Origin of the sequence: Streptomyces atriruber (assembly GCF_001418325.1) — a bacterium.
Taxonomy (GTDB): Bacteria; Actinomycetota; Actinomycetes; order Streptomycetales; family Streptomycetaceae; genus Streptomyces; species Streptomyces atriruber.
Genome location: NZ_LIPN01000066.1, coordinates 52,586 through 77,959 on the forward strand (window position 1 = coordinate 52,586; position 25,374 = coordinate 77,959).

The following is a 25,374-nucleotide window of genomic DNA, read 5'->3' on the forward strand; positions in this document are numbered from 1 at the left end:
GGGTGCGGTCCGCGGATTCGGGGGACGTGCGACGGATTGTCAGTGGCGTGGTGTGCAATGGATCTCGTGCCTGCGCTCGAAGAACCCCTGAAGAAAGTGGTCGGCCCCGCCACCGCGAAGGTGATGGCCGAGCACCTCGACCTGCACACGGTCGGCGACCTCCTGCACCACTACCCCCGGCGCTATGCCGAGCGCGGTGAGCTCACCCGCCTCGCCGACCTCCCCCTGGACGAGCACGTCACGGTGGTGGCCCAGGTCGCGAGCGCACGCATCCTGAAGTTCAACGGCGGCCGTGGCCAGCGCCTGGAAGTCACGATCACCGACGGCAGCGGCCAGGTCCAGCTCGTCTTCTTCGGCCGCGGCATCCACAAGCCGCACAAGGACCTGCTGCCCGGCACCCGCGCGATGTTCGCGGGCAAGGTGTCGGTCTTCAACCGCAAGATGCAGCTGGCCCACCCGGCGTACGAACTGCTGCGCGCCGAGGGCGACGAGGTGGGCGAGGCCGTCGGTTCCTGGGCCGGCGCCCAGCTGCCCATCTATCCGGCCACCGCCAAGCTGGAGTCCTGGAAGATCGCCAAGTCGGTCGACATGGTCCTGCCCAGCGCCCAGGAGGCCCAGGACCCGCTGCCGCCCGCCCTCCGCGACGGGCGCGGCCTGATCCCGCTCACCGAAGCCCTCCTGAAGATCCACCGGCCGCACTCCAAGGCGGACATCGAGGCCGCCCGCGACCGCCTCAAGTGGGATGAGGCCTTCGTCCTCCAAGTGGCCCTGGCCCGGCGGCGGTACGCGGACGCGCAGCTCCCCGCCGTGGCCCGCAGGCCCAGGTCCGGCGGCCTGCTCGACGCGTTCGACGCCAAGCTGCCCTTCACGCTCACCGAGGGCCAGGAGAAGGTCTCCAAGGAGATCTTCGACGACCTCGCGACCGAGCACCCGATGCACCGCCTCCTCCAGGGAGAGGTCGGTTCGGGCAAGACGATGGTCGCCCTGCGCGCCATGCTCGCCGTCGTGGACGCGGGCGGACAGGCCGCGATGCTCGCGCCCACCGAAGTCCTCGCACAGCAGCACCACCGCTCCATCGTGGAGATGATGGGCGAGCTCGCCGAGGGCGGCATGCTGGGCGGCGCCGAGCACGCCACCAAGGTCACCCTGCTCACCGGCTCCATGGGGGCGGCCGCCCGTCGCCAGGCCCTGCTGGACCTGGTCACCGGCGAGGCCGGGATCGTCATCGGCACCCATGCGCTGATCGAGGACAAGGTCCAGTTCCACGACCTGGGCCTCGTCGTCGTCGACGAGCAGCACCGCTTCGGCGTGGAGCAGCGCGACGCCCTGCGCGGCAAGGGCAAGCAGCCCCCGCACTTGCTGGTCATGACGGCCACACCCATCCCGCGCACCGTGGCGATGACCGTCTTCGGGGACCTGGAGACATCCGTCCTCGACCAGCTCCCCGCCGGGCGCTCGCCGATCGCCAGCCACGTCGTCCCGGCCGAGGACAAGCCGCACTTCCTGGCCCGCGCGTGGGAGCGCGTGCGCGAGGAGGTCGAGAACGGCCACCAGGCGTACGTGGTCTGCCCCCGCATCGGCGACGACGCCGACGAGGCCGCCGACCCGAAGAAGGCCAAGAAGGCCGAGAAGAAGGCCGAGGAGGAGGCCACCGCCGAGAAGCGGCCCCCGCTCGCGGTCGTCGAGGTCGCCGAGCAGCTCGCCCGCGGCCCGCTGAGCGGCCTGACGGTCGAGGTCCTGCACGGACGCATGCAGCCCGACGACAAGGACGCCGTGATGCGCCGCTTCGCCGCGGGCGAGACCCAGGTCCTGGTCGCCACGACGGTCATCGAGGTCGGGGTGAACGTGCCGAACGCCACCGCCATGGTGATCATGGACGCGGACCGCTTCGGCGTCTCCCAGCTGCACCAGCTCCGCGGCCGCGTCGGCCGTGGCTCGGCCCCCGGCCTCTGCCTCCTGGTCACCGACATGCCCGAGGCGAGCCCCGCCCGCGGCCGCCTGGGCGCCGTCGCCTCGACGCTCGACGGCTTCGAGCTGTCCCGCATCGACCTGGAGCAGCGCCGCGAGGGCGACGTCCTCGGCCAGGCCCAGTCCGGCGTCCGCTCCAGCCTGCGGATGCTCGCGGTCATCGAGGACGAGGAGATCATCGCCGCCGCCCGCGAGGAGGCGGTCACCGTGGTCTCCGACGACCCCGAGCTGGAGCGGCTGCCCGCGCTGCGCACCGCACTGGACGCGCTGCTCGACGCGGAGCGCGAGCAGTACCTCGACAAGGGCTGACCGCGATGCACGCCATATCGTGGGGTGGGCCCACGAACGTGGCACACCCCAGCCAGCCAGAAGGAATCAGATGACCCGCGTGATCGCCGGCACGGCCGGCGGACGCCGCCTGGCCGTCCCGCCGGGCAACGGCACCCGCCCCACGTCCGACCGCGCGCGCGAGGGCCTCTTCTCCACCTGGCAGGCCCTCCAGGGCACGCTCGACGGAGCCCGTGTCCTGGACCTGTACGCGGGCTCCGGAGCCGTCGGCCTGGAAGCGCTGTCCCGCGGCGCCGCACACACCCTGTTGGTCGAAGCCGACGCGCGGGCCGCGCGCACCATCCGGGAGAACGTGAAGGCGGTGGGTCTGCCCGGCGCAGACGTGCGGGCGGGCAAAGCCGCCCAGATCGTCCAGGGCGGCGCCCCCACCAGCCCGTACGACCTGGTCTTCCTCGACCCTCCGTACGCCGTCACCGATGACGATCTTCGGGAGATCCTCCTCACACTCCGCTCGGAAGGCTGGCTCACCGACGACGCGCTCGTCACCGTTGAACGCAGTACAAGAGGCGGTGTCTTCGGCTGGCCGGAGGGTTTCGAATCCCTCAGGTCCCGTCGCTACGGCGAAGGGACGTTTTGGTACGGTCGCGCCGCCTCTACGTGCGACGACTCAGTGATCGCGCCATGACCGGACCGGAGAGCGAGGGACTCACGTTGCGCCGCGCCGTCTGTCCGGGGTCATTCGACCCCATCACCAATGGACACCTCGACATCATCGCCCGCGCCTCCAAGCTGTACGACGTGGTGCACGTCGCGGTGATGATCAATCAGTCGAAGAAGGGCCTGTTCGAGATCGAGGAGCGGATCGAGATGATCCGCCAGGTCACCGCCGACTTCGGCAACGTCGAGGTGGAGTCCTTCCACGGCCTCCTCGTCGACTTCTGCAAGCAGCGCGACATCCCGGCCATCGTCAAGGGCCTGCGCGCGGTCAGCGACTTCGACTACGAACTCCAGATGGCCCAGATGAACAACGGCCTCTCCGGCGTCGAGACCCTGTTCGTGCCGACCAACCCCACCTACAGCTTCCTCTCCTCCTCGCTGGTCAAGGAGGTCGCGGCCTGGGGCGGCGACGTCGCGCACCTGCTGCCGCCGCTCGTCCACGAGGCCCTGGTCGAACGCCTGGGCAAGAAGTGACGCCCGAGCAGGAGTACTGACAGGGCGTCACCCGGTGTCGGGCGGGCGGTCACTGGCCTTACAGTCGTCCCGTCCGTCTCACAACCAGCTGTAGAGAGTGGCGAGCACACGGTGGACGTGCAGAAGAAGATCGACGAGATCGTCCAGGCGATCGGCAGCGCCCGGTCCATGCCCATGTCGGCCTCGTGCGTGGTCAACCGCGCCGATCTGCTCTCGATGCTCGAAGAGGTGCGCCAGGCGCTGCCCGGCTCCCTCGCCCAGGCCCAGGAGCTCATCGGCGGCCGCGAGCAGCTGGTCGAGCAGGCCCGCCAGGAGGCGGAGCGGATCATCGAGACCGCGCACGCCGAGCGCGGCTCCCTGATCTCCGACACCGAGGTCGCCCGGAACTCCCGGGGCGAGGCCGACCGGATCCTCGCCGAGGCCCGCCAGAGCGCCGAAGAGGTCCGTATCGAGGCCGACGACTACGTGGACAGCAAGCTCGCCAACTTCGAGGTCGTCCTCACCAAGACCCTCGGCTCGGTCGGCCGCGGCCGCGAGAAGCTCCTCGGCACCGGCCCCGGCCTCGACGAGCAGGGCTACGAGGACGAGGACGCCCCCGAGCGCAGCCACGACCCCGAGACGCTGCGCCGCAACGCCGACGCGTACGTCGACGCGAAGCTCGGCGCTTTCGAGGCGGTCCTCGCCAAGACCCTGGAGGCCGTCGGCCGGGGCCGCCAGACCCTGCACGGCCGGGCCCCCGCCGACGAGCTCGGCGCCCTGGGCGAAGGCGCCGCAGCCCAGGGGCACACCACCGACGCCGAGTATCTGGCGGACCTCGCGGGACCGTCGGCCGCCGCGGAGCCCGCACCGCCGCAGCCCGCCCAGGCCCCGCCGATCCCGGCCCAGCAGCCCTACGCGCCGCCGCAGCAGCCCGACCCGTACGGATACCCGCAGCACGACGGGTACCAGCAGCAGGACCAGTACGCGTACCAGCAGCAGTACGCCCAGCAGGACCCGTACGCGTACCAGCAGCACCAGCAGCACGATCAGTACGGCTATCCGCAGCAGGGCTACGAGCAGCCCCAGCAGCCCCGGTACGAGGCGCCGGCCGCGACGCTCGAAGAGACCAGCCTCTTCGACACGACCATGATCAGCGCCGAACAGCTGCGCCAGTACGAACAGGGGCGCTAGCGGGCCCGAGGACCGGATTGGGCCGAGAGCGAAAGGTCAAGTATCCTGGCTCTTCGGTCGCGCATACGTCCGCGATCCAGGCTGCCCGCCCGAGCCTCATTTTTGAGGCACCAGTGCGGTGGCCCCCCCCTTGAACTCCCAGGATCGAAAGCAGGAAAAGCCCTGAGCACGCGCCTCGACCACCGGAACCCCCTCGTGTTCGACACACACGAGCTGGGGCGGCGTCCTGGTGCCATGCAGCGGCTGACCCGCGAGATCGAAGCGCCCGGTTCGCCGGGCTCCTTCGGTATCGAAGGGGTCATCGGGGTGCCGCAGGGCGCCCCGGTCGAGCTGGAGATCCGACTCGAGTCGGTCATGGAAGGGGTGCTTGTCACAGGCACCGCCCGTGCATCGGCCGAGGGGGAGTGCGTAAGGTGTCTGGAGCCGCTCGAGCTGGAGCTCGACGCGGACTTCCAGGAGATGTTCTCGTACCCTGACGCCGACGACCGGGGCCGCACCGCGGAACCGGCCGACGACGCCGGGGAATCCCCAGAGGACGAGGACAGGCTCTACCTCGAGGACGGCATGTTCGACCTCGAGCCCGTGCTGCGTGATGCGGTGGTGCTCGCACTGCCGATGCAGCCGGTGTGCCAGGACGACTGTCCGGGCCTGTGCTCCCAGTGCGGAGTGCGGCTCGCGGACGACCCGGACCACCACCATGACGCCGTCGACATCCGTTGGGCGGCTTTGCAGGGACTCGCTGGCACCATCCAGGACGGCGAGAAGGACGAGATGAGCGGCGCCGAAGCGGAAGCGGGCGTCGACGAGAAGCAGGAGAAGTAGCCGTGGCTGTTCCGAAGCGGAAGATGTCGCGCAGCAACACGCGCCACCGCCGGTCGCAGTGGAAGGCTGCGGTCCCCACCCTGGTTTCGTGTGAGCGTTGCCAGGAGCCCAAGCAGCAGCACATCGCGTGCCCGAGCTGCGGCACCTACAACAAGCGCCAGGTCCTCGAGGTCTGAGCGGCTGGTGAGAGGCACCGTGTCTAGCCCCAAGAAGGCGGAAGACGCCAAGAAACTGGCGGAGACAACGGCCTCGTCCCACACGCTTCTGGAAGGGCGGCTCGGGTACAAGCTCGAGTCCGCCCTTCTGGTGCGTGCGCTGACCCACCGTTCGTACGCGTACGAGAACGGCGGCCTGCCGACGAACGAGCGCCTGGAGTTCCTCGGGGACTCCGTGCTCGGTCTCGTCGTCACGGACACGCTGTACCGCACCCACCCCGACCTGCCCGAAGGCCAGCTGGCCAAGTTGCGGGCCGCGGTGGTCAATTCGCGTGCGCTGGCGGAGGTCAGCCGTGGCCTCGAACTGGGCTCCTTCATCCGGCTCGGCCGGGGTGAAGAGGGCACGGGAGGCCGGGACAAGGCATCCATCCTCGCCGACACCCTCGAAGCGGTGATCGGCGCGGTCTATCTGGACCAGGGCCTGGACGCCGCGGGCGAGCTGGTGCACCGGCTCTTCGACCCGCTGATCGAGAAGTCCTCGAATCTGGGAGCGGGCCTGGACTGGAAGACCAGTCTCCAGGAGCTCACCGCGACGGAGAGCCTCGGCGTGCCCGAGTATCTCGTCACGGAGAGCGGCCCCGACCACGAGAAGACATTCACTGCTGCCGCCCGCGTCGGAGGCGTCTCGTACGGCACCGGCACCGGCCGCAGCAAGAAGGAAGCGGAGCAGCAGGCCGCCGAGTCCGCGTGGCGTGCCATCCGCGCCGCCGCGGACGAGCGGATCAAGGCGGCCGAGGCCGCCGCTGCCGCGCAGTCCGAGGGGACCGCCGACACCCCCTCGGTCTGACCGCCGCCTATCCTTTGATGCCGGTCGCCCCCACTGGGGGCGACCGGCATCGTGCTGACCGGCACCGTGCCGAAGGAGACCCATGCCCGAGTTGCCCGAAGTCGAAGTCGTCCGGCGCGGACTGGAGCGCTGGGTCAGTGGGCGCGTCGTCGCCGACGTGGAGGTGCTGCATCCGCGTGCGGTGCGACGGCACGTGGCGGGCGGTGCGGACTTCGGGAGCCGGCTGACCGGGCACCGGATCGGTCTCGTGCAGCGGCGCGGCAAGTATCTGTGGCTGCCGCTCGCCGACTCGGCACAGTCCGTCCTGGCCCATCTGGGCATGAGCGGGCAGCTGCTGGTGCAGCCCCAGGAGGCACCGGACGAGAAGCACCTGCGGATCCGGATGCGCTTCGCGGACGTGCAGGGCACCGAGCTCCGCTTCGTCGACCAGCGCACCTTCGGCGGGCTCTCGCTCCACGACAACACCCCGGACGGGCTGCCGGACGTCATCGCGCACATCGCGCGGGACCCCCTCGACACCGCGTTCGACGACGACGCCTTCCACCTCGCGCTGCGCCGCCGCCGTACGACGATCAAGCGGGCGCTGCTCGACCAGTCGCTGATCAGCGGCGTCGGCAACATCTACGCGGACGAGGCGCTGTGGCGCGCGAAGCTGCACTACGAACGGCCCACCGGCACGTTCACGCGCCCGCGCACGGCCGAACTCCTCGGCCATGTACGGGACGTGATGAACGCGGCCCTCGCGGTCGGAGGCACCAGCTTCGACAGTCTCTACGTCAACGTGAACGGCGAATCGGGCTACTTCGACCGGTCGTTGGACGCCTACGGCCGGGAGAACGAGCCGTGCCGCCGCTGCGGCGCCGCGATCCGCAGGCGCCCCTGGATGAACAGGTCCAGCTACTTCTGCCCGCGCTGTCAGCGGCCGCCGCGCGCCGCGTCATAGCGCTCCTGGGCCCGCACCACGTCGTCCTGCCGGTCCTCCACGAAACGGATCAGGGCCAGCAGGCGCTCGGCGACCTCCTGCCCCAGCGGGGTGAGCGCGTAGTCCACTCGCGGCGGGTTGGTCGGCTGTGCGTCACGGTGCACCAGGCCGTCGCGCTCCAGCGCGTGCAGGGTCTGGGACAGCATCTTCTCGCTCACGCCGTCGACGCGGCGGCGCAGTTCGTTGAAGCGGAACGTGCCGTCGTGCAGCGCTCCCAGAGTGAGCGCCCCCCAGCGTCCGGTGATGTGCTCCAGCGTGCCCCGCGACGGGCAGCCCCGGGAGAACACGTCGTACGCCAGGTCCGTGGGTTCCATATCCACACCTTACTCCCGCACAGCGCTTTCGAATGGTTAGCGCTGTGCCGGACCGGCGGTGGGCTCACCGGACCGGCGGTGGGCTCAGAAGCCGAAGTCCTGCGTCCACCACGGGCCGCCCGGCGCGAAGTGCGCCCCGACGCCCAGGGTCTTGTAGTCGCAGTTCAGGATGTTCGCGCGGTGGCCCGCGCTGTTCATCCAGGCGTCCATCACCGCCTGCGCGTCGGCCTGGCCGCGGGCGATGTTCTCGCCGCCCAGGTTCTTGATGCCGGCCTTCTCGGCGCGGTCCCACGGCGTCGCGCCGTCCGGGTCGGTGTGCGAGAAGAAGTCCCGCTTGGCCATGTCGGAGCTGAAGTCGCCGGCCAGCGCGGCGAGCCTGGCGTCGGCCCGCACCGGTCGGCAGCCCGCCTTGGCCCGCTCCTCGTTGACGAGCGTGAGCACCGCGGCCTCGGCCGCGCTCTCGTCGGACGACGACGCGGAGCTCGCCGGGGGAGCCTTGGGCTTCTCCTCGGCCGTACGGGACGGGCTCGGGGTCGGCTCGTGGTCCTTGTCGTCCTTGCCGCCGTTGCCGGTGTCCTTCTTCGGGGCGGGCGACGACGGCTTCTCGGAGGGCGTCTTCGAAGGCTCCGGGTCGGCCTCGGACGGGGTGGGCTTCGGTGCCTCGGAGCGGCCGGTGCCGCGGCTCGGCGACGGCTCGCCGCGATCGGCGCTGCCGTCCTTGCCGCCCTGGGCGTCCACCTCGGTCGGCGCGGCCGCGGACCGCACCTTGCCGGGGTCGCCCCCGCCGCCAAGCTGGTAGTTGTCACTGCCCGGGAGCACGCCCGCGGCGACCGCGACGGCTCCCATCGCGACGGCGGCGGAAACGCCCAGCAGGCCCGTGCGCACGGGAGTGGCGGCGCGGCCCTTGCGGCGGTGCGACACGGTCCCCGGCTGGTGCTCAGGGGTGGCGGCCTGTCCAGCGCCGGAGCGTCGGTGGCGTCCCATCTCCTGGCCTTTCGTCCTAAGATCAACGTGACTCACCCATATGAGTGAGGCTCATCGATTCGCGACTGTACGCGATGGCGCATGGGGACGAAGTGCTCCCTGAGCAATTGGCCGGTTAGCGTGCACCCATGAACGAAGACGTACGACTCACCGCCTGGGTGCGCGGACGCGTGCAGGCCGTGGGATTCCGCTGGTTCACGCGGGCCAAGGCCCTTGAGATCGGCGGCCTGAGTGGTTTTGCTCTCAATCTGGAGGACGGCCGCGTGCAGGTCGTCGCCGAGGGGCCCCGGAAAGGCTGTCAGGACCTGCTCGACTGGCTTCGCGACGGCGACACACCCGGGCGGGTCGACGGAGTCACCGAGATCTGGGACACACCACGTGGCATATACGAGACGTTCGCCATTCGCTGACCCTGACCCGGGCGAACGCCCTGGGGCGGGCGCGGCGGGCCGCCGGACGAGTGTCCCGGGCAACTGCCTGAGGCAGAAAAAGCCTGGTGGTTGCCAAGAACCTCTTGTCGTGGCAGGCTCCGCAGGTAAGGATGATCTCCACGCCCCCAGGGCCCCGAAGGAGTAGCAGCGCCGCCTGATTCCGGGCCGCGCGCCCCCGGGTCGCCCGCCAATACGGGGTGTGATCGTGTTGACCGTCAAACTTTTTGGTGAGACTCTGGAAGCCCCGCGCACCTTAGCTGTTTGGCATGTGAGAACGGCCAGCAAGACCAAGCGAAACAAAGAGTGCCAAGCACCGCGGGTGCGATTCCCTCACGACCCACACCGCTTCGGTCGGTCACTCAGTGTGGAGGACCATCCATCATGGCAAAGGCGCTTCTCGGTTACGTCGGCGGCAGCGACCCGCGACTCCTCGCCGAGATGCGACGGCTCCAGCAGCGCGTCCAGGACCTGGAATCCGAGCTCGGCCGGATCCAGGCGGAGAACGACGCGCTCGCGGCTGCCGCTTCTCACGAATCGCTCCTGGAGAGCATCGACGTACCCCAGGCGGAGCCTGCGCTCACCTGACCCCTATCCGATCACGACTCAAGGGCCTTGGCTCAAGGGCCCGTGGTAAGCACAAGTGGTCAGGCTGTCAGTGTCAGCCGCTTGTCTTCAGATATGCAAGGGACGCTTCGGCGTCCCTTCTTTCTTTGCCCTGCGCACGCTGATGTCTTTACCGTCTGATGTGCCCTGCACCTTCATGGGTGAAACGGTCGAATCGAAAGCGGCGGCGCGCAGCGCCACCTACAAGGGCGACGGTGGGAGGCGGGCGGGAGGTAGAGTCCGACGGCGTGCACCTCAAGGCCCTGACCCTGCGCGGCTTCAAGTCCTTCGCGTCGGCGACGACGCTGAAGTTCGAGCCGGGCATCACCTGCGTCGTCGGACCCAACGGCTCCGGCAAGTCCAACGTCGTGGACGCGCTGAGCTGGGTCATGGGCGAGCAGGGCGCCAAGTCCCTGCGCGGCGGCAAGATGGAGGACGTCATCTTCGCCGGCACCACCGGGCGGCCCCCGCTCGGCCGCGCCGAGGTGTCCCTCACCATCGACAACTCCGACGGCGCGCTGCCCATCGAGTACGCCGAAGTCACCATCACGCGGATCATGTTCCGCAACGGCGGCAGCGAGTACCAGATCAACGGCGACACCTGCCGCCTCCTCGACATCCAGGAACTGCTCTCCGACTCCGGCATCGGCCGCGAGATGCACGTCATCGTCGGGCAGGGACAGCTCGACGGGGTGCTGCACGCCGACCCGATGGGACGCCGCGCGTTCATCGAGGAGGCGGCGGGCGTCCTCAAGCACCGCAAGCGCAAAGAGAAGGCGCTGCGCAAGCTCGACGCGATGCAGGCCAACCTCGCCCGCGTCCAGGACCTGACGGACGAGTTGCGACGCCAGCTCAAGCCCCTCGGCCGGCAGGCCGCCGTCGCGCGCAGGGCCGCCGTCATCCAGGCCGACCTGCGCGACGCCCGACTGCGGTTGCTCGCCGACGACCTCGTACGGCTCCGCGACGCACTGAACGCCGAGGTGGCCGATGAGGCCGCGCTGAAGGAGCGCAAGGAGAGCGCGGAGGCCGAGCTGAAGGCCGCCCTGCAGCGCGAGGCCCAGCTCGAAGAAGAGGTACGCCGCCTCACGCCGCGGCTGCAGCGCGCCCAGCAGACCTGGTACGAGCTGTCGCAGCTGGCCGAGCGGGTGCGCGGCACCGTTTCGCTGGCCGACGCCCGGGTCAAGAGCGCCACCGCCGCGCCGCCCGAGGAGCGGCGCGGCCGCGACCCCGAGGACCTGGAGCGCGAGGCCGCCCGGATCCGCGAGCAGGAGGCCGAGCTCGAAGCCGCGCTGGAGGCCGCCGAGCACGCCCTGGACGACACCGTCGCCCACCGCTCCGACCTCGAACGCCAACTGGCCGTCGAGGAACGTCGGCTCAAGGACGTGGCCCGGGCCATCGCCGACCGGCGCGAGGGTCTCGCCCGGCTGACCGGGCAGGTCAACGCGGCCCGGTCGCGGGCGGCGTCCGCCCAGGCCGAGATCGACCGGCTCGCCGTCGCACGGGACGAGGCCGCCGAGCGCGCGGTCGTGGCCCAGGAGGAGTACGAGCAGCTCAAGGCCGAGGTCGACGGGCTCGACGCGGACGACGCCGAGCTCGGCGAGCGGCACGACACGGCGAAGCGGCAGCTCACCGACGCCGAGGCCGCGCTCACCGCGGCGCGGGAGGAAGCGACCGCCGCCGAGCGCAAGCGGGCCGCGGTCGCCGCCCGGCACGAGGCGCTCGCACTCGGCCTGCGGCGCAAGGACGGCACGGGCGCGCTGCTCGCCGCCAAGGATCAGCTCACCGGGCTGCTCGGTCCGGCCGCCACCCTGCTCACCGTCGCCCCCGGCCACGAGGTGGCGGTCGCCGCCGCGCTCGGTGCCGCGGCCGACGCCGTCGCCGTGAGCGGTCCGGGACCGGCCGCCGAGGCCATCCGGCTGCTGCGCAAGCAGGACGCGGGGCGTGCGGCGCTGCTGCTCGGCGGCGCCGGTGACGACGTACAGCCGGAGCGCCCCGGCGGGCCGCCGTACGTCGCGGATCTCGTGCGGGGGCCCGACGAGCTGATGCCCGGCGTGCGGCGGCTGCTGCGCGGGATCGTTGCCGTGGGCACGCTGGAGGACGCCGAGGACCTGGTCTACGCGCACCCGGAGCTGACCGCCGTCACCGCCGAAGGGGACCTGCTCGGGGCGCACTTCGCGCACGGAGGGTCCGCGGGGGCGCCGAGCCTGCTCGAAGTGCAGGCGTCCGTCGACGAGGCAGCCGACGAGCTGGAGCGGCTCGCCGCCCGGTGCGAGGAGTTGGCGCAGGCGCAGGAGCGCGCGGGGGAGCGGCGCAAGGAGTGCGCGGCGCTCGTCGAGGAGCTGGGGGAGCGGCGCAGGGCCGCCGACCGGGAGAAGTCCTCCGTGGCGCAGCAGTTGGGGGCGCTCGCCGGACAGGCGCGGGGCGCCGCGGGCGAGGCCGAGCGCAGCACCGCCGCCGCGGCCAAGGCGCAGGACGCCCTGGACAAGGCGGTCGAGGACGCCGAAGAGCTCGCCGAGCGGCTCGCCGTCGCCGAGGAGGCATCGCCTGCCGGTGAGGAGGAGCCCGACACCTCCGTGCGCGACCGGCTCGCCGCCGACGGGGCCAACGCCAGGCAGACCGAGATGGAGGCCAGGCTCCAGGCGCGTACGCACGAGGAGCGGGTCAAGGCGCTCGCGGGCCGCGCCGACTCCCTGGACCGGGCCGCCCGCGCCGAACGTGAGGCACGCGCGCGTGCCGAGCAGCGCAGGGCGCGGCTGCGTCACGAGGCAGCGGTCGCCGAGGCCGTCGCGTCCGGCGGGCGCCAGCTGCTCGCCCACGTCGAGGTCTCCCTCGTACGCGCGGACGAGGAGCGCACCGCCGCCGAGCGCGCCAAGGAGGCGCGGGAGCGGGATCTGCTCGCCGCGCGGGGCCAGGGCCGCGATCTCAAGGCCGAGCTCGACAAATTGACTGATTCAGTTCACCGGGGCGAGGTACTGGGAGCAGAGAAGCGGCTGCGGATCGAGCAGCTGGAGACCAAGGCCCTGGAGGAGCTCGGTGTGGAGCCGGCGGGACTCGTGGCCGACTACGGCCCCGATCAGCCCGTGCCGCCCTCGCCCCCCGCCGAGGGCGAGGAGCTGCCCGACGACCCGCGGCATCCGCGGAACCTGCCGGTGCCGTTCGTCCGGGGAGAGCAGGAGAAGCGGCTCAAGTCAGCCGAACGGGCGTATCAGCAGCTCGGGAAGGTGAACCCGCTGGCTCTTGAGGAGTTCGCGGCGCTGGAGGAACGCCACAAGTTCCTGAGCGAGCAGCTGGAGGACCTGAAGAAGACGCGGACCGACCTCCTCCAGGTGGTGAAGGAGGTGGACGAACGCGTCGAGCAGGTCTTCACCGAGGCCTACTACGACACGGCCCGGGAGTTCGAGGGCGTCTTCTCGCGGCTGTTCCCCGGCGGTGAGGGACGGCTGATCCTCACGGATCCCGACAACATGCTCGCCACCGGTGTGGACGTCGAGGCCCGGCCGCCCGGCAAGAAGGTCAAGAGGCTCTCGCTGCTCTCCGGCGGCGAGCGGTCGCTGACCGCCGTCGCGCTGCTCGTTTCGATCTTCAAGGCACGGCCCAGCCCGTTCTATGTGATGGACGAGGTCGAGGCGGCGCTCGACGACACCAACCTGCAGCGGCTCATCCGCATCATGCAGGAGCTGCAGGAGGCCTCGCAGCTCATCGTGATCACGCACCAGAAGCGCACGATGGAGGTCGCGGACGCGCTGTACGGCGTCTCGATGCAGGGTGACGGCGTCTCGAAGGTCATCAGCCAGCGCCTCCGCTAGCCCCCCGGGCACGCCCCTTCGACGGCACCGGTGTCTCCTTTCAAGTCTTCAAGACTTGAACATGCACGGCCTCGGAGTGCTCATAAATTCACAGCAGTCCACCTATTGACTTCGAAACTTGAAGGCATAGTCTCTGCAACGTTGCTTTTACCTTCAGGTGGTGGGCGGCGTGAAGTTGTGCGCCACTTGAAGAGCTCGCCCCCACCCCCGGCAACGCTGCCGGTGGCCCGAGGAGTACACGTGACCAGCACATCGCAGGCGCCTCAGTCCGGAGCCAGAGAGGCCCACCCGGACCATCTCGGCCATGTCATCTTCATTACGGCGGCCGCCGCGATGGGTGGCTTCCTCTTCGGCTACGACAGTTCGGTGATCAACGGCGCCACCGTCGCCATTCAGCACCGTTTCGACGTCGACGCCAACATGCTCGGCTGGATCATCGCCACCGCGCTCCTCGGCTGTGCCGTCGGTGCCGCCGTGGCCGGACGCATCGCCGACCGCATCGGCCGCATCCGCTGCATGCAGATCGCCGCCGTCCTCTTCGCGGCCAGCGCCGTCGGCTCGGCCCTGCCGTTCGCCGCCTGGGACCTCACGGTGTGGCGCCTCATCGGCGGCATCGGCATCGGCATGGCCTCGGTGATCGGCCCGGCCTACATCGCCGAGGTCGCGCCGCCCGCCTACCGGGGCCGCCTCGCCTCGTTCCAGCAGGCCGCCATCGTCATCGGCATCGCCGTCTCCCAGCTGGTCAACTGGGGCATCCTGAACATGGCCGACGGCGACCAGCGCGGCAAGCTCGCGGGGCTCGAGGCCTGGCAGTGGATGCTCGGCGTCATGGTCGTCCCGGCGGTCCTCTACGGCCTGCTGTCCTTCATCATTCCCGAGTCGCCGCGCTTCCTGATCTCGGTCGGCAGGCACACCGAGGCGAGAAAGGTGCTCGGCGAGGTCGAGGGCACGGGTATCGACCTGGACGCGCGCGTCACCGAGATCGAGCGCGGCATGCGCAGCGAGCACAAGCCGTCCTTCAAGGACCTGCTCGGCAAGGTCGGCTTTCTGCCGATCGTCTGGATCGGCATCGGCCTCTCGGTCTTCCAGCAGCTCGTCGGCATCAACGTGATCTTCTACTACTCGAACCAGCTGTGGCAGTCGATCGGCAAGGACCCGAGCAGCTCGTTCCTGTACTCGTTCGAGACGTCGATCGTGAACATCGTCGGTACGGTCATCGCGATGATCTTCGTCGACCGCATCGGCCGCAAGCCCCTCGCCATCATCGGCTCCGCGGGCATGGCGGCGGCCCTGTTCACCATGGCGTGGGCGTTCTCGTACAAGTCCGGCTCCGGTGACGCCGTCGAGCTGCCGAACGCGCAGGGCCTGACCGCGATCATCGCCGCCAACGCCTTCGTGCTCTTCTTCGCGCTGTCCTGGGGCGTCGTCGTCTGGGTGCTGCTCGGCGAGATCTTCCCGAACCGGATCCGTGCCGCCGCGCTCGGTGTGGCCGCCTCCGCCCAGTGGCTCGCCAACTTTGCGATCACCAAGACCTTCCCGAGCATGTCCGAGTGGTCCCTGACCGGCTCGTACATCATCTACGGCGCCTTCGCCGCGATCTCGATCCCCTTCGTCATGAAGTTCGTCAAGGAGACGAAGGGCAAGGCCCTGGAGGAGATGGGCTAAACCCCGCTGCCCCCTCCTCTTCAGGAAGCTGCCCCGGCCGAAGGACTCGTGCTCACTTGTCCTTCAGCCGGGGCAGTACGTTTTCGCAGAAATGGTGCAGGCTGCGCCAGCCCTCGTCGATCGGCATGCCCCCCGCGAGCGGATGCAGGATGAGGCTGTCGGCGCCGCTCCTCGCGTACTCCAGGCACTGATCGGGCGTCAGGACGCGGTAGACGCCCTCGGCGCGCAGCTCCTCCACCGTCGTGGCCGCCGACTTCACCGCCGAGTGGATGTCCTTGTTCTGCCAGGAGGCGTAGGTGCGGGCCTCGTGCAGGAAGTGCTCTCCGTGCTCGGCCCAGGTGTGATCCGGGTCGTCGGCGACGTGCAGCAGCGGTGTCTCCGCGGCGGGCATCATCGTCCAGCCCTCGGTGCCGTGCTCCACCAGCTGCGCCTGGTAGTACGCCTCGATGTCGGGCAGATGGGCGCTCGGGAAGAACGGCAGCCCGAGCCTGGCGGCGCGCCGGGCCGCCGCTTTCGAGGACCCGCCGACGAGGAGCAGGGGGTGGGGCCGCGTGAAGGGACGCGGCGTGATCCGCACCGTGCGGCCGCGGAAGGTGAAGGGCTCACCCGTCCATGCCGCGAGCAGCGTCTCCAGGAGCTCGTCCTGGAGCTTGCCGCGGCTCTTCCAGTCGACGCCCGACTGCTCGTACTCCTCGGGCCGGTAGCCGATCCCCGCCACCGTGACCAGGCGGCCCGCGCTCAGCAGGTCGAGCACGGCGATGTCCTCGGCGAGCCGCAGCGGGTCGTGCAGGGGACCGATGACCGCGGACACCGTCACCGCGATGCGCCGCGTCGCGCCGAAGACCGCGCCCGCGAAGGTGAAGGGCGAGGAGATCCAGTTGTTCTCGGCGCCGTGGTGCTCCTCCGTCTGGATGGTGGAGATGCCGCGGTCGTCCGCGTACGCGGCCATCTCCAGGGCGGCCCGATAGCGCTCGCTCAACGAGGCGGGTGTCGCGGCGGGATCGACGAGGTTGAACCGTACGACTGTGGCGGGCATGGCAACGTCCCCCTTCACCGTGCGTGGGCGGCGAAGGGGGACGGTAGTTGACGTGGTGTCAGATGGGTAGCCCCGTGCGGAGGCCGGCGCCTTCCGCGGGGAGGTTGGCCAAGATCAGGCGGAGACCAGTTCGGTCTCGCCGTCGTCCTTGCCCGCGGCCGCCGTCTCGACCAGGGGGGTCTTCGGCAGGATCGCGTACAGCACGGCCGCGATGACGATCGTGGTCAGCCAGCCGAGGCCGTGGCGGCCGATCCAGGACGTGGCGAGCGGGCCGCTGAACCAGTCGACCTTGGTGAAGAGCAGGCCCACGATCAGGGCGACCGCCCAGGCCGTCATGGCCTGCCAGGCGAAGCCGGCCTTGTACCAGTAGGCACTCGTGCGCTTGGTGTCCATCAGGGCCGCGCCGTCGTAGGTCTTGCGGCGCAGCATGTCGATGCCGAAGACGCCGATCCAGGCGGAGAAGGCGACCGCGAGCAGGGTGAGGAAGGAGATGAACGAGCCCATGAAGCTCGTCGCCACGTTCATCAGGATGTAGCCGAAGATCAGGCTGATGATCGCGTTCACGCTGACCGCCCACGCGCGCGGGACCTTGATGCCGAGCGTCATGGCGGTGAAGCCCGCGGAGTACATCGACATCGAGTTGATCAGCAGCATGCCGATCAGCGCCATCAGCAGGTACGGCACCGCGATCCACATCGGGAGCAGCTCGCCGAGGAAGGAGACCGGGTCCTGCGCCGAGGAGAGCTTCGGGTCGGAGACCGCCATGACGGCGCCCATCAGGACCATCGGGACGACGACGATGCCGGCGCCCCCGATCGCGTGGCCGATCAGCGGCTTGTTCGAGGCGGTGCGCGGCAGGTAGCGGGTGAAGTCCGGGCCGGTGGGGACCCAGCTGATGCCGCCCGCGGCGATCGTGCCGACGCCCGCGACCATCATCGCGGTGGAGCCCGCGGGCTTGTCGAAGACGGCGGACCAGTCGGTCTCGGCGATGAGGTAGATCAGCACGAGCACGCTGAACGCGCCGAAGGCGTACGTCGACCAGGTGCTGCAGATGTGCAGGATCTTCCGGCCGAGACCGCTGATCAGGAACGTGCAGGCGACGAAGGCGACCAGCGTGACGACGGTCAGCCAGGTGCTGGACTCCACGCCGAAGCAGATGTTCAGGACCGTGATGATCGCGTACGCGCCCGTGACCGCGTTGATCGTCTCCCAGCCCCAGCGGGCGACCCAGATCAGCGCGCCCGGGAAGAGGTTGCCGCGCTGCCCGAACACCGCGCGCGAGAGCGTCATGCCCGGCGAGCCGCCGCGCTTGCCCGCGATGGAGATGAGGCCGACCATGCCGTAGCTCAGCAGGGGCGAGACGAGCGCGACGACCAGGACCTGCCAGATGTTCAGGCCGTTGGAGACGATCAGGCCCGCACCCATGGTGAGCAGCAGGACGCTGATGTTGGCCGCTACCCAGGTGGGGAAGAGCTCGCGGGTCTTGCCCGTGCGCTCGGCGTCCGGGACGGGCTCAAGGCCGCGCGTCTCGAGGGTGCCTTCGGATTCGGCAGTGGTGCTGCTCATGGGGGTGGGTCCGTGCCTCTCGCTCGGCTCGCAACGTCGCGATCCGTCGGTGGGGGTGATCGCGATGGACTCTACGCGCGTTGATGCGGCGAGCTCCATCGTACTTTAGTCCGAGTAGTGCCCTCCGTAGGCATATGTTCTTTGGAGGAAAACACAATCTGGGCCTCTCTGGGGGCCATGGCCGATACTGGACGGGTTATGGAAATCGTCATCCTTGCTGTAGTCATCGCCGTGGTCGTGATCGGCGCGCTCGGCGGGCTCGTGATCGGCAGCCGCAAGAAGAAGCAGCTGCCCCCGCAGGCCCCGTCCGGCACGCCCACCATCACCGCCCCTCCCGTCGAACCGAAGGTCGGCGACGAGGCCGAGACGCCGCGCGACGAACCGCGCCGCACGATCGAGGAGGTGGAACTCCCGCTCGCCGAGCCGTCGGCGTCGGCCCCGGTCGTCGAGGAGCCGGCAGCGCCGGAGATCGAGACTCCCGAGCCCACCGCCGGCCGCCTGGTCCGGCTGCGCGCCCGGCTCTCCCGCTCGCAGAACGCGCTCGGCAAGGGGCTGCTCACGCTGCTGTCCCGCGAGCACCTGGACGAGGACACCTGGGAGGAGATCGAGGACACGCTGCTCACGGCGGACGTCGGCGTCGCGCCCACCCAGGAGCTCGTGGAGCGCCTGCGCGAGCGCGTGCGCGTGCTCGGCACCCGTACCCCGGACGAACTGCGCACCCTGCTCCGTGAGGAGCTCCTCACCCTCGTCGGCACGGACTTCGACCGCGCCGTGAAGACCGAGTCCGGCCTCGAGACGCCGGGCATCGTGATGGTCGTCGGCGTCAACGGCACCGGCAAGACCACCACCACCGGCAAGCTCGCGCGCGTGCTCGTCGCCGACGGCCGCTCGGTCGTCCTCGGCGCCGCGGACACCTTCCGCGCGGCCGCCGCCGACCAGCTGCAGACCTGGGGCGACCGCGTCGGCGCCCGCACGGTGCGCGGCCCCGAGGGCGGCGACCCGGCGTCGATCGCCTTCGACGCGGTCAAGGAGGGCATCGCGGACGGCGCGGACGTCGTCCTCATCGACACCGCGGGCCGACTGCACACCAAGACCGGCCTCATGGACGAGCTCGGCAAGGTCAAGCGCGTCGTCGAGAAGCACGCCCCGCTCGACGAGGTGCTGCTCGTCCTCGACGCCACGACCGGGCAGAACGGCCTGGTGCAGGCGCGGGTCTTCGCCGAGGTCGTCGACATCACGGGCATCGTCCTCACGAAGCTCGACGGCACCGCCAAGGGCGGCATCGTCGTCGCCGTGCAGCGCGAGCTGGGCGTGCCGGTCAAGCTGGTGGGTCTCGGCGAGGGCGCGGACGACCTGGCGCCGTTCGAGCCCGAGGCGTTCGTCGACGCGCTCATCGGGGACTGAGCTCCGCGACGCTCGTACGCAGTGGAAGGGCCCCCTCGCACGGTGCAGATGCGAGGGGGCCCTTCCCGTCCCCCGACGGTGGTCTGCCGGTGGTCCGCGACGGCCCGCGGGGCGCTACGCGGGGGAGCGGTGTGCCACGTACGCCAGGGTGCCGAGCAGCAGGCGGGCCTGTGGCGGGTTCGTCGCCGAGTCGAGCTCGGGGGTGCGCAGCCAGCGGACCGGGCCGAGGCCGCCGCGGTCGGACGGGGGCGCGGTGATGTGCGTGCCCTGGCCCAGGCCGTGCAGGTCCAGGGCGGCGTCGTCCCAGCCCATGCGGTAGAGCAGCTGGGGGAGTTCGGTCGCGGCGCCGGGGGCGACGAAGAACTGCGCCCGGCCGTCCGGCGTGACCGCCACCGGCCCCAGGGGCAGGCCCATCCGCTCCAGCCGGACCAGCGCGCGCCTGCCCGCCGTCTCCGCCACCTCCAGCACGTCGAAGGCGCGCCCCACCGGCAGCAGGACCGCCGCGCCGGGGAACTCCGCCCAGGCGTCCGTCACTTCGTCGAGCGTGGCCCCGGCCGGGACCTCCGGGGCGAAGCCCAGGGGATGGGCGCCCGGGGTGGCGCAGTCGGCGACGCCGCACGAGCACACGCCGTCCAGAGCGCGGGCGCCGGGCACCGCGGCCCATCCCCACAGTCCGGTGTACTCCGCCACCGTGGTGCAGTCCGACGTGCGGCCGCGCCGCCGTGATCCGGTCCGGGGCCTGTCGGTCCCCCGGATGCCGCCGATCGTGAAGCCCATGCCCCCTCCAACGGGTCGAGCGTGCCTCGGTTACGTGACGGAATCGGATCGTGACCCTCTGTTCTTGACGGCGCTCGGTGGTCCGTCGGGTGGTGCGCCCGGTGTCATGCGCCCCGGCGCACTCCGCTCCGCCCACTTTCATCCGTCCTATGTCAAGTGAATCGCTTGTGGCGGCAAGGGAGTTCATTCGAAGGGGTGGCGAATGGTGGCGTTTCCGCGATCGCCCTCGCCGGAGGGGTGATCGTAGGATTACTTTCAGTACACGGCCCCGGAAGTTCGAGCACTCGCGGGTATGCCGGAGGCAAGTCGGTTTCCTGTTCGATGGGTGACATTCTCCGGACGGACGGCGGTGAGTGGCGGCATTCTGTTAGGGCTAGCCGTGTACAGCGCGCAGGTGTCTTGAGGGATGGGGGCGTTCCAGTGAGCGGCAATGGCGGAGGCGGCGCGAACGCGGAGAAGCGCCCCAACGAGATGCTCACGTCGTGGTTCGTGCGCAGCGGTTGGTCCAAGGGTGAGCTGGCCCGGCAAGTCAACCGCCGGGCGCGCCAGTTGGGTGCGCACCACATCTCGACGGACACCTCACGGGTGCGCCGCTGGCTGGACGGCGAGAACCCGCGCGAGCCGATTCCCCGCATCCTTTCCGAGCTGTTCTCCGAGCGCTTCGGCTGTGTCGTCGCCGTCGAGGACCTGGGCCTGCGCGCCGCTCACCGCACGCCCGCGTCCTCCGGGGTCGACCTGCCCTGGACCGGGCCCCAGACGGTCGCCCTCATCAGTGAGTTCTCGCGCAGCGACCTGATGCTCGCCCGCCGCGGATTCCTCGGCACCTCGCTCGCCCTCTCGGCCGGGCCCGCGCTCATCGAGCCCATGCAGCGCTGGCTGGTGCCCTCACCGTCCACACCGCGAGAGGACCCCGAGCCCGCCGCGTCCCGCCGCCCGGCGCGGCTGTCCAAGCCGGAGCTGGACCTCCTGGAGTCCACGACGGTGATGTTCCGCCAGTGGGACGCCCAGTGCGGGGGAGGGCTCCGCCGCAAGGCCGTCGTCGGGCAGCTGCACGAAGTGACGGACCTGCTGCAGGAGCCCCAGCCCGAAGCCACCTCCAAGCGCCTCTTCAAGGTCGCGGGCGAACTGGCCGAACTGGCGGGCTGGATGAGCTACGACGTGGGACTCCAGCCCACCGCCCAGAAGTACTTCGTCCTCGCGCTGCACGCCGCGAAGGAGGCGGGGGAGAAGCCCCTCGGGTCGTACATCCTCTCCAGCATGAGCCGTCAGATGATCCACCTGAACCGGCCCGACGACGCGCTCGAACTGATCCACCTCGCGCAGTACGGCAGCCGGGACTGCGCCGGTCCGCGCACCCAGGCCATGCTGTATGCGATGGAGGCCCGGGCGTACGCGAGCATGGGCCAGCCCGGCAAGTGCAAGCGGGCCGTGCGGATGGCCGAGGACACCTTCGCCGACGCCGAGGACTTCGGCGAGCCCGAGCCCGACTGGATCCGCTTCTTCTCCGAGGCCGAGCTGAACGGCGAGAACGCCCACTCGTTCCGCGACCTGGCGTACGTCGCAGGCCGCAGCCCCACGTACGCCTCGCTGGCCGAGCCCGTCATGGACCGTGCCGTCGAGCTCTTCCAGAAGGACGTCGAGCACCAGCGTTCGTATGCACTGAACCTCATCGGCAAAGCCACCGTCCACCTGCTCCAACGCGAGCCCGAGCAGAGCACCGTCCTCGCCGGACAGGCGCTCGACATCGCCAAGAAGGTGCGCTCCGAGCGGGTCAACACCCGCCTGCGCAAGACCGTCGACACCGCCGTTCGGGACTTCGGGGACGTCGCCGAAGTCGTGGAGATCACCGATCGGCTCGCCATCGAGATGCCGGAGACCGCGGAGGCGGTCTGACGTCCGGCACGACCGGCCCCGGCCGCGGCAGGACCATCCCTAACAGCCCGACTCGGCTCCCCCACGCCAGGTCAGCCGGATGGCCGCCGCGGCCGGTTCTAGTACCGCGCACCAGGGTGACCGGCGCACCCCGTGCGACCCGGCAGTTCATGGCCGCGTAACACGCACGACCTCTTCGTCACTGCGGTGAAACACCGAGGGGCCCCCGCCGAAACCGCGCTGGGCCAGTCTCTGGCGCACAACCGGCCCCACAGCGAGGAGACGCCGATGCCCCCAGGCATCACGATCGCCGCAGACGCCCCCGAGCTGTCTGCCGCCAACACCGGCTTCATGCTCATCTGCTCCGCCCTGGTGATGCTCATGACGCCGGGCCTGGCCTTCTTCTACGGAGGCATGGTCCGCGTCAAGAGCACCCTGAACATGCTGATGATGAGCTTCATCAGCCTCGGGATCGTCACGATCCTCTGGGTGCTGTACGGCTTCTCCGTCGCGTTCGGCACCGACCACGGCAGCCTCTTCGGGTGGGAGGGCGACTACATAGGGCTCAGCGGGCTCGGCATCAACCAGCTCTGGGACGGCTACACCATCCCGGTCTACGTCTTCGCCGTCTTCCAGCTGATGTTCGCGGTCATCACGCCCGCACTGATCAGCGGCGCCCTCGCGGACCGCGTCAAGTTCACGGCCTGGGCGCTGTTCATCGCCCTGTGGGCCACGATCGTGTACTTCCCCGTCGCGCACTGGGTGTGGGGCACGGGCGGCTGGGCCTTCGAGCTCGGCGTCATCGACTTCGCGGGCGGCACGGCCGTGCACATCAACGCCGGAGCCGCGGCGCTCGGCGTCATCCTCGTCATCGGCAAGCGCGTCGGCTTCAAGAAGGACCCGATGCGACCGCACTCGCTGCCGCTCGTGATGCTCGGCGCGGCCCTGCTGTGGTTCGGCTGGTTCGGCTTCAACGCCGGATCGTGGCTGGGCAACGACGACGGCGTCGGTGCGCTCATGTTCGTCAACACACAGGTCGCGACCGCCGCCGCCATGCTCGCCTGGCTCATCTACGAGAAGCTCCGGCACGGTGCGTGCACCACGCTGGGCGCCGCTTCGGGCGCTGTTGCGGGGCTCGTCGCCATCACCCCGTCCGGTGGCTCCTGCTCGCCGCTCGGCGCCATCGCCATCGGTGTCATCGCCGGTGTGCTGTGCGCCATGGCCGTGGGCCTGAAGTTCCGGTTCGGGTACGACGACTCCCTCGACGTGGTCGGCGTCCACCTGGTCGGCGGCGTCGCGGGTTCGGTCCTCGTCGGCTTCTTCGCCACCGGCGGCGGACAGTCGAAGGCGCAGGGCCTCTTCTACGGAGGCGGCCTGGAGCAGCTGTGGAAGCAGCTCGCCGGCGTCGGAGCCGTCCTCGCGTACTCCCTCGTCGCCTCCGCGGTCCTCGCCCTCCTCATCGACAAGACGATCGGGATGCGGGTCGACGAGGACGACGAGGTCGCGGGCATCGACCAGGTCGAGCACGCCGAGACCGCATACGACTTCAGCGGTGCGGGCGGCGGCGCGCTGCCGCGTACGGCGGTGCCCGCGCCCGGCGCGGACGGCACGCAGGGAACGGCCCAGGTTCAGCGCAACGAGAAGTCGGACAAGAAGGTGGACGCATGAAGCTCATCACCGCGGTCGTCAAGCCGCACCGGCTCGACGAGATCAAGGAAGCGCTGCAGGCCTTCGGCGTCCACGGCCTGACCGTCACCGAAGCCAGCGGCTACGGACGGCAGCGCGGCCACACCGAGGTCTACCGGGGCGCCGAGTACACCGTCGACCTCGTCCCGAAGATCCGCATCGAGGTGCTCGTCGACGACGACGACGCCGAACAGCTCGTCGAGGTCGTGGTGAAGGCCGCCCGCACCGGCAAGATCGGGGACGGCAAGGTCTGGAGCGTCCCGGTCGACACGGCCGTGCGGGTCCGGACCGGGGAGCGCGGCCCCGACGCACTGTGAGCGGGGCCGGGGGGCCGATCGAGGTCGACTGAGCGAAACCGAACGGGAGTTGCCGGGTGACGAGTGTGGACGTACGAACTGAAGCGGAAGACTCCGGACCCGGCGGCTACGCGGCGGCCCGGCTGCGGCTCCTCCACGAGGAGTCGCGGTCCGGGCCGCCGCGCCGTTCCGCCCTCGCCGAGCTGACGGACGACTGGCTGGCCGGACTCTTCGCGGCCGGGGACGGCCCCGAGGGCGTTCCCCGGGGCGCCGCCCTCGTCGCGGTGGGCGGCTACGGGCGGGGCGAGCTGTCGCCCCGCAGCGACCTGGACCTTCTGCTGCTGCACGACGGGAGCGCCGGCCCCAAGGAGCTCGCCGCGCTCGCCGATCGCCTCTGGTACCCCGTGTGGGACCTCGGGCTGGCCCTCGACCACTCCGTGCGCACGCCCGCGGAGGCCCGCAAGACCGCGGGCGACGACCTCAAGGTGCACCTCGGGCTGCTCGACGCCCGCCACCTCGCCGGGGACCTCGGGATGACCGCCGCGCTCCGCACGACCGTGCTCGCCGACTGGCGCAACCAGGCCCCCGAACGCCTGCCCGAGCTGCGCGAGCTCTGCGAGGAACGGGCCGAGCGCCAGGGCGAGCTGAGCCATCTGCTCGAACCCGACCTCAAGGAGGCGCGGGGCGGACTGCGCGACGCGACCGCGCTGCGGGCCGTCGCCGCGTCGTGGCTCGCGGACGCGCCCCGCGAGGGACTCGACGAGGCCCGGCGGCGCCTCCTCGACGTGCGGGACGCACTGCACCTGGCGACGGGCCGCGCCACCGACCGGCTCGCCCTCCAGGAACAGGACCAGGTCGCCGCCGAGCTGGGGCTGCTGGACGCCGACACACTGCTGCGTCAGGTGTACGAGGCCGCGCGCGTCGTCGCGTACGCCGGTGATGTCACCTGGCGCGAGGTCGGGCGCGTGCTGCGGGGGCGGGCCGCGCGGCCCCGGCTGCGGGCGATGCTCGGTGGCCGGGGCGGCGTCGGAGGAGGCGGTCGGGGAGCCGTGGCCGAGCGGTCGCCGCTGGCCGAGGGGGTCGTGGAGCAGGACGGGGAGGCGGTGCTCGCCCGCGCGGCCCGGCCCGAACGGGATTCCGTGCTGCCGCTGCGGGCCGCGGCGGCAGCGGCGCAGGCGGGCCTCCCGCTGTCCCGGCACGCCGTGCGCCGCCTCGCCACCTCGTCGCGGCCCCTCTCCACGCCGTGGCCCGCCGAAGCGCGCGAGCAGCTCGTGACGCTGCTCGGGGCGGGGCGGCCGACGGTGCAGGTGTGGGAGGCCCTGGAGGCCGAAGGACTCATCACCCGGCTCCTTCCCGACTGGGAGCGGGTGCGGTGCCGTCCGCAGCGCAACGCCGTCCACACCTGGACGGTCGACCGGCACCTGGTCGAGACGGCGGTGCGGGCCGCCGCGCTCACCCGGCGGGTGGGGCGGCCCGACCTGCTGCTCGTGGCCGCGCTGCTGCACGACATC

General features: G+C 70.7%; 22 protein-coding genes. 17 read left to right on the forward strand and 5 right to left on the reverse strand.

The genetic code is table 11. The features are described 5' to 3' along the window. The first annotated feature begins 57 nt into the window (after positions 1-57). From recG to mutM, 8 genes are all read left to right on the forward strand, one after another. A complete protein-coding gene (recG, locus tag AOK03_RS08035; RefSeq protein WP_055564473.1) occupies positions 58-2,277 on the forward strand; it encodes an ATP-dependent DNA helicase RecG in 2,220 nt (739 codons plus the stop codon). 70 nt (positions 2,278-2,347) lie between these two features. Next, the gene (gene rsmD / locus AOK03_RS08040) at positions 2,348-2,941 is read left to right on the forward strand and encodes a 16S rRNA (guanine(966)-N(2))-methyltransferase RsmD (RefSeq protein WP_055564474.1); all 594 of its coding nucleotides are present in this window, start codon (positions 2,348-2,350) and stop codon (positions 2,939-2,941) included. A gap of 26 nt (positions 2,942-2,967) precedes the next feature. After that, entirely contained in the window at positions 2,968-3,447 is a 480-nt protein-coding gene (gene coaD, locus AOK03_RS08045; RefSeq protein ID WP_190329651.1) for a pantetheine-phosphate adenylyltransferase, read from the forward strand. 111 nt (positions 3,448-3,558) lie between these two features. Next, the gene (locus tag AOK03_RS08050) at positions 3,559-4,617 is read left to right on the forward strand and encodes a hypothetical protein (RefSeq protein ID WP_055564476.1); all 1,059 of its coding nucleotides are present in this window, start codon (positions 3,559-3,561) and stop codon (positions 4,615-4,617) included. Positions 4,618-4,779: 162 nt separating this feature from the next. Then, positions 4,780-5,439, forward strand: coding sequence for a YceD family protein (locus AOK03_RS08055; protein WP_208609515.1), 660 nt, complete (start codon positions 4,780-4,782; stop codon positions 5,437-5,439). A 2-nt stretch (positions 5,440-5,441) separates the two neighbouring features. Further along, entirely contained in the window at positions 5,442-5,615 is a 174-nt protein-coding gene (gene rpmF, locus AOK03_RS08060; RefSeq protein WP_026165248.1) for a 50S ribosomal protein L32, read from the forward strand. A gap of 7 nt (positions 5,616-5,622) precedes the next feature. Next, positions 5,623-6,441 (forward strand): ribonuclease III, encoded by an 819-nt coding sequence (rnc, locus tag AOK03_RS08065; RefSeq protein WP_055564478.1) that lies wholly within the window; start codon positions 5,623-5,625, stop codon positions 6,439-6,441. 82 nt (positions 6,442-6,523) lie between these two features. Next, on the forward strand, positions 6,524-7,384 hold the full coding sequence (mutM, locus tag AOK03_RS08070) for a bifunctional DNA-formamidopyrimidine glycosylase/DNA-(apurinic or apyrimidinic site) lyase (protein ID WP_055564479.1): 861 nt from the start codon (positions 6,524-6,526) through the stop codon (positions 7,382-7,384). On the opposite strand, the gene AOK03_RS08075 is transcribed toward mutM, so the two are convergent. Both AOK03_RS08075 and AOK03_RS08080 read right to left on the reverse strand, forming a co-directional pair. Next, complete coding sequence (locus tag AOK03_RS08075; RefSeq protein ID WP_055564480.1) at positions 7,357-7,737, reverse strand: winged helix-turn-helix transcriptional regulator; 381 nt, start codon at positions 7,735-7,737, stop codon at positions 7,357-7,359. The genes mutM and AOK03_RS08075 overlap by 28 nt on opposite strands. An 84-nt stretch (positions 7,738-7,821) precedes the next feature. Next, positions 7,822-8,721 carry a CAP domain-containing protein gene (locus tag AOK03_RS08080; protein ID WP_055564481.1) on the reverse strand — a complete coding sequence of 300 codons (900 nt, stop codon included), beginning with the start codon at positions 8,719-8,721 and terminating at the stop codon, positions 7,822-7,824. Between the two features lie 128 nt (positions 8,722-8,849). Between AOK03_RS08080 and AOK03_RS08085 the strand changes: the two genes are divergently transcribed. From AOK03_RS08085 to AOK03_RS08100, 4 genes are all read left to right on the forward strand, one after another. Next, on the forward strand, positions 8,850-9,131 hold the full coding sequence (locus AOK03_RS08085; protein WP_055564482.1) for an acylphosphatase: 282 nt from the start codon (positions 8,850-8,852) through the stop codon (positions 9,129-9,131). Between the two features lie 402 nt (positions 9,132-9,533). Continuing rightward, entirely contained in the window at positions 9,534-9,737 is a 204-nt protein-coding gene (locus tag AOK03_RS08090; RefSeq protein ID WP_055551056.1) for a hypothetical protein, read from the forward strand. 266 nt (positions 9,738-10,003) lie between these two features. Beyond that, positions 10,004-13,561, forward strand: a complete 3,558-nt coding sequence (gene smc, locus AOK03_RS08095; RefSeq protein ID WP_055564483.1) for a chromosome segregation protein SMC — start codon at positions 10,004-10,006, stop codon at positions 13,559-13,561. 240 nt (positions 13,562-13,801) lie between these two features. Further along, entirely contained in the window at positions 13,802-15,226 is a 1,425-nt protein-coding gene (locus AOK03_RS08100; RefSeq protein WP_055564484.1) for a sugar porter family MFS transporter, read from the forward strand. A 52-nt stretch (positions 15,227-15,278) separates the two neighbouring features. Here the strand turns inward: AOK03_RS08100 and AOK03_RS08105 are convergent, their stop codons facing one another. Together AOK03_RS08105 and AOK03_RS08110 are read right to left on the reverse strand one after the other, a co-directional pair. Beyond that, on the reverse strand, positions 15,279-16,262 hold the full coding sequence (locus AOK03_RS08105; protein ID WP_055564485.1) for an LLM class flavin-dependent oxidoreductase: 984 nt from the start codon (positions 16,260-16,262) through the stop codon (positions 15,279-15,281). A gap of 114 nt (positions 16,263-16,376) precedes the next feature. Beyond that, the gene (locus AOK03_RS08110) at positions 16,377-17,828 is read right to left on the reverse strand and encodes a purine-cytosine permease family protein (protein WP_055564486.1); all 1,452 of its coding nucleotides are present in this window, start codon (positions 17,826-17,828) and stop codon (positions 16,377-16,379) included. Between the two features lie 198 nt (positions 17,829-18,026). Here AOK03_RS08110 and ftsY point away from each other — a divergent pair, with 198 nt between their 5' ends. Continuing rightward, entirely contained in the window at positions 18,027-19,232 is a 1,206-nt protein-coding gene (gene ftsY / locus AOK03_RS08115; RefSeq protein ID WP_055564487.1) for a signal recognition particle-docking protein FtsY, read from the forward strand. Positions 19,233-19,346: 114 nt separating this feature from the next. Here ftsY and AOK03_RS08120 read toward each other — a convergent pair whose 3' ends face one another. Beyond that, entirely contained in the window at positions 19,347-20,009 is a 663-nt protein-coding gene (locus tag AOK03_RS08120; protein ID WP_055564488.1) for a bifunctional DNA primase/polymerase, read from the reverse strand. A gap of 420 nt (positions 20,010-20,429) precedes the next feature. Here AOK03_RS08120 and nsdA point away from each other — a divergent pair, with 420 nt between their 5' ends. The 4 genes from nsdA to AOK03_RS08140 form a co-directional block, all read left to right on the forward strand. Then, positions 20,430-21,902: a transcriptional repressor NsdA gene (gene nsdA / locus AOK03_RS08125; RefSeq protein ID WP_055564489.1), complete on the forward strand. Its 1,473-nt coding sequence runs from the start codon at positions 20,430-20,432 to the stop codon at positions 21,900-21,902. Positions 21,903-22,169: 267 nt separating this feature from the next. Next, positions 22,170-23,549 (forward strand): ammonium transporter, encoded by a 1,380-nt coding sequence (locus tag AOK03_RS08130; RefSeq protein WP_055564490.1) that lies wholly within the window; start codon positions 22,170-22,172, stop codon positions 23,547-23,549. Further along, a complete protein-coding gene (locus AOK03_RS08135; protein WP_055564491.1) occupies positions 23,546-23,884 on the forward strand; it encodes a P-II family nitrogen regulator in 339 nt (112 codons plus the stop codon). The genes AOK03_RS08130 and AOK03_RS08135 overlap by 4 nt, the downstream gene beginning before the upstream one ends. Before the next feature lie 56 nt (positions 23,885-23,940). Further along, on the forward strand, positions 23,941-25,374 hold a 1,434-nt coding region (locus AOK03_RS08140; protein ID WP_079074555.1), incomplete at its 3' end, for a [protein-PII] uridylyltransferase.